This window comes from Microvirga sp. Mcv34, assembly GCF_024519725.1.
GTDB lineage: Bacteria > Pseudomonadota > Alphaproteobacteria > Rhizobiales > Beijerinckiaceae > Microvirga.
Genome location: NZ_JALJRK010000221.1, coordinates 1 through 1,745, shown reverse-complemented (window position 1 = coordinate 1,745; position 1,745 = coordinate 1). Strand labels below are relative to the sequence as shown.

Annotated in this window: 2 protein-coding genes and 1 pseudogene; 1 reads left to right on the top strand and 2 read right to left on the bottom strand. The window is 59.7% G+C overall.

The genetic code is table 11. From position 1 onward, the window contains the following. Window positions 1–285: response regulator (locus OC446_RS30230; protein WP_262032567.1), on the top strand; the 285-nt coding region annotated here is incomplete at its 5' end. A gap of 339 nt (window positions 286–624) precedes the next feature. Here the strand turns inward: OC446_RS30230 and OC446_RS30225 are convergent. Continuing rightward, window positions 625–1,008: a response regulator gene (locus OC446_RS30225; RefSeq protein ID WP_262032566.1), complete on the bottom strand. Its 384-nt coding sequence runs from the start codon at window positions 1,006–1,008 to the stop codon at window positions 625–627. Between the two features lie 399 nt (window positions 1,009–1,407). Beyond that, a pseudogene (locus OC446_RS30220) lies at window positions 1,408–1,745 on the bottom strand (hypothetical protein); the annotation flags it as partial.

Sequence of the window (1,745 nt, the reverse complement as noted above, 5' to 3'; positions counted from 1 at the left end):
GTGCACCTCTACGAGAGCGGCGAGCAGCTTCTGGCCGACCCCGACCTGCCGCCGAGCGGATGCTTGGTCGTGGACTATGTCATGCCTGGGATGGACGGGATCGCCCTTGTGGAGCGCCTCCGGCAGCGGCATGTCACACTGCCGGCCCTGCTGATCACGGCGAGGAGCTCCCCGGCCCTGCGGGAGCGCGCCCTCCGCTCGGGCTTCCGCCAGGTGCTGGAAAAACCGCTGGAGGACAGCTCACTGCTTGACGGGATCCGCGACGCGCTGGCGGAGCCCGTATGATGGGCACCTGGAAGGATGTGTCTCCTCGCCGGAGGCCACAGGTACAGGTGAGCACAGGTGTAAGTCGGCTCAGAATGGTTCGGCCCGTCCGTACAGGCGTAACCGGTTGAACAGTCGAAATAAGCAGCCCTGACAAAGGGGTTACAATCGGCACCGGTCGTGACCCGCTCGATCTGCAGAAGGTTACAGGCCAATCAGCGGGTTACGCTGAGTACATGAAGGAATCTGAGTTCAACGCCGAATGACAAATTCCGGGAAGATACTGCGATGCCCCTGGAAAGCGGTAGTCGAGCACATGGAGCCAGTACGGCAGGAGACTTCCACCCTTCAGCCTCGGCGCTACTCCTGCCTTGGTTTGGCTCGAAGGCTGGCAAGCGTCTCGAGAAGCGTTTCATTCGTTGCAGGCTTCTCAACCCAAACCGCACTCCTGAACTCGCGTAAGGCATCTTCGTCCTGTCTGCTGCCGGAATAGACAATGAAGGGTATGCCGCGTTGGGTGAGAGCCGCCGCAATTTCTCTGCTGGAACCGTCATTCAGCATTGTACAGATCACGGCCAGATCCGGAGTGTGTTTCTCAAGCCATTTCAGCGCACTGGCGCGAGCCACGAATGGTCCTGCAACCCCATAGCCAGAGCTTTCCAGAGCATCGTGTAGGAATGAGGCGATCACCATCTCATTTTCAACAATAAGAACGAGAGGACGGCTCTGACGCAGTTCTGTCATTACGGGTGATCCTTCTACAGCTCGACTTCGGTGCCGAGGCTACGTCAAGACAGTTCGCCATGTCGGGCAGAATGCTGAGGGATGTGAGCGGAGCGATGTCGCGGTTGACGCTCGATGACCGATGTGGCCGGTCCGACCGGCACGCCCTCAGCCTCTGCCAGCATTGCGCTCAGATCTCCGGCAACGAGCGTCTCATCCTCGACCAGGAGCACGCGATATCCTGCCAGCATTGCTCCCTCGTCCTTATGCGACGCCAGCAAACGAACACGCCTCACCCAATGCTTCTTGGAACTTGGGAGCCGGTATCTGTCTAATGAGCGTCAGCGCTTGGGAGTTGGTTGGCGATCCAAGCCTGCCATAGAAAAAGCCGACCCGAGAGAAGCCTTCGTCCAGGTGCCTCTACCGCCAATCCTGGCCCGCCATGTTGACCTGGCTTCGATCCGGGCTTCGGCTTACCTCGACTGAGGATGCGAGCGGCTTGGTCTTCTCCGCTTGCGCCGCTTCCTGCGCGTCAGGGCCGTCAACGATTAGGCGTGCGCCCCGCTGATAGGTCAGATAGTTCCAGAACCAGTTGAGTGCGACCACGGCTCGGTTGCGCAGGCCAATCAGAAAGTAGACGTGCGCAAAGCCCCAGAACAGCCAGCCCAAGAAGCCCGTCAGGTGCATGTGATCGAGCCTCACCTGCGGATTCCGACGCAATCCGGACAGGTATTCCGATTTGAAGCCGGACAGCATTC

Excerpts from the sequence above, each read along its gene's own strand:
- OC446_RS30225 (WP_262032566.1), bottom strand. The coding sequence starts at position 1,008 with ATGACAGAACTGCGTCAGAGCCGTCCTCTCGTTCTTATTGTTGAAAAT.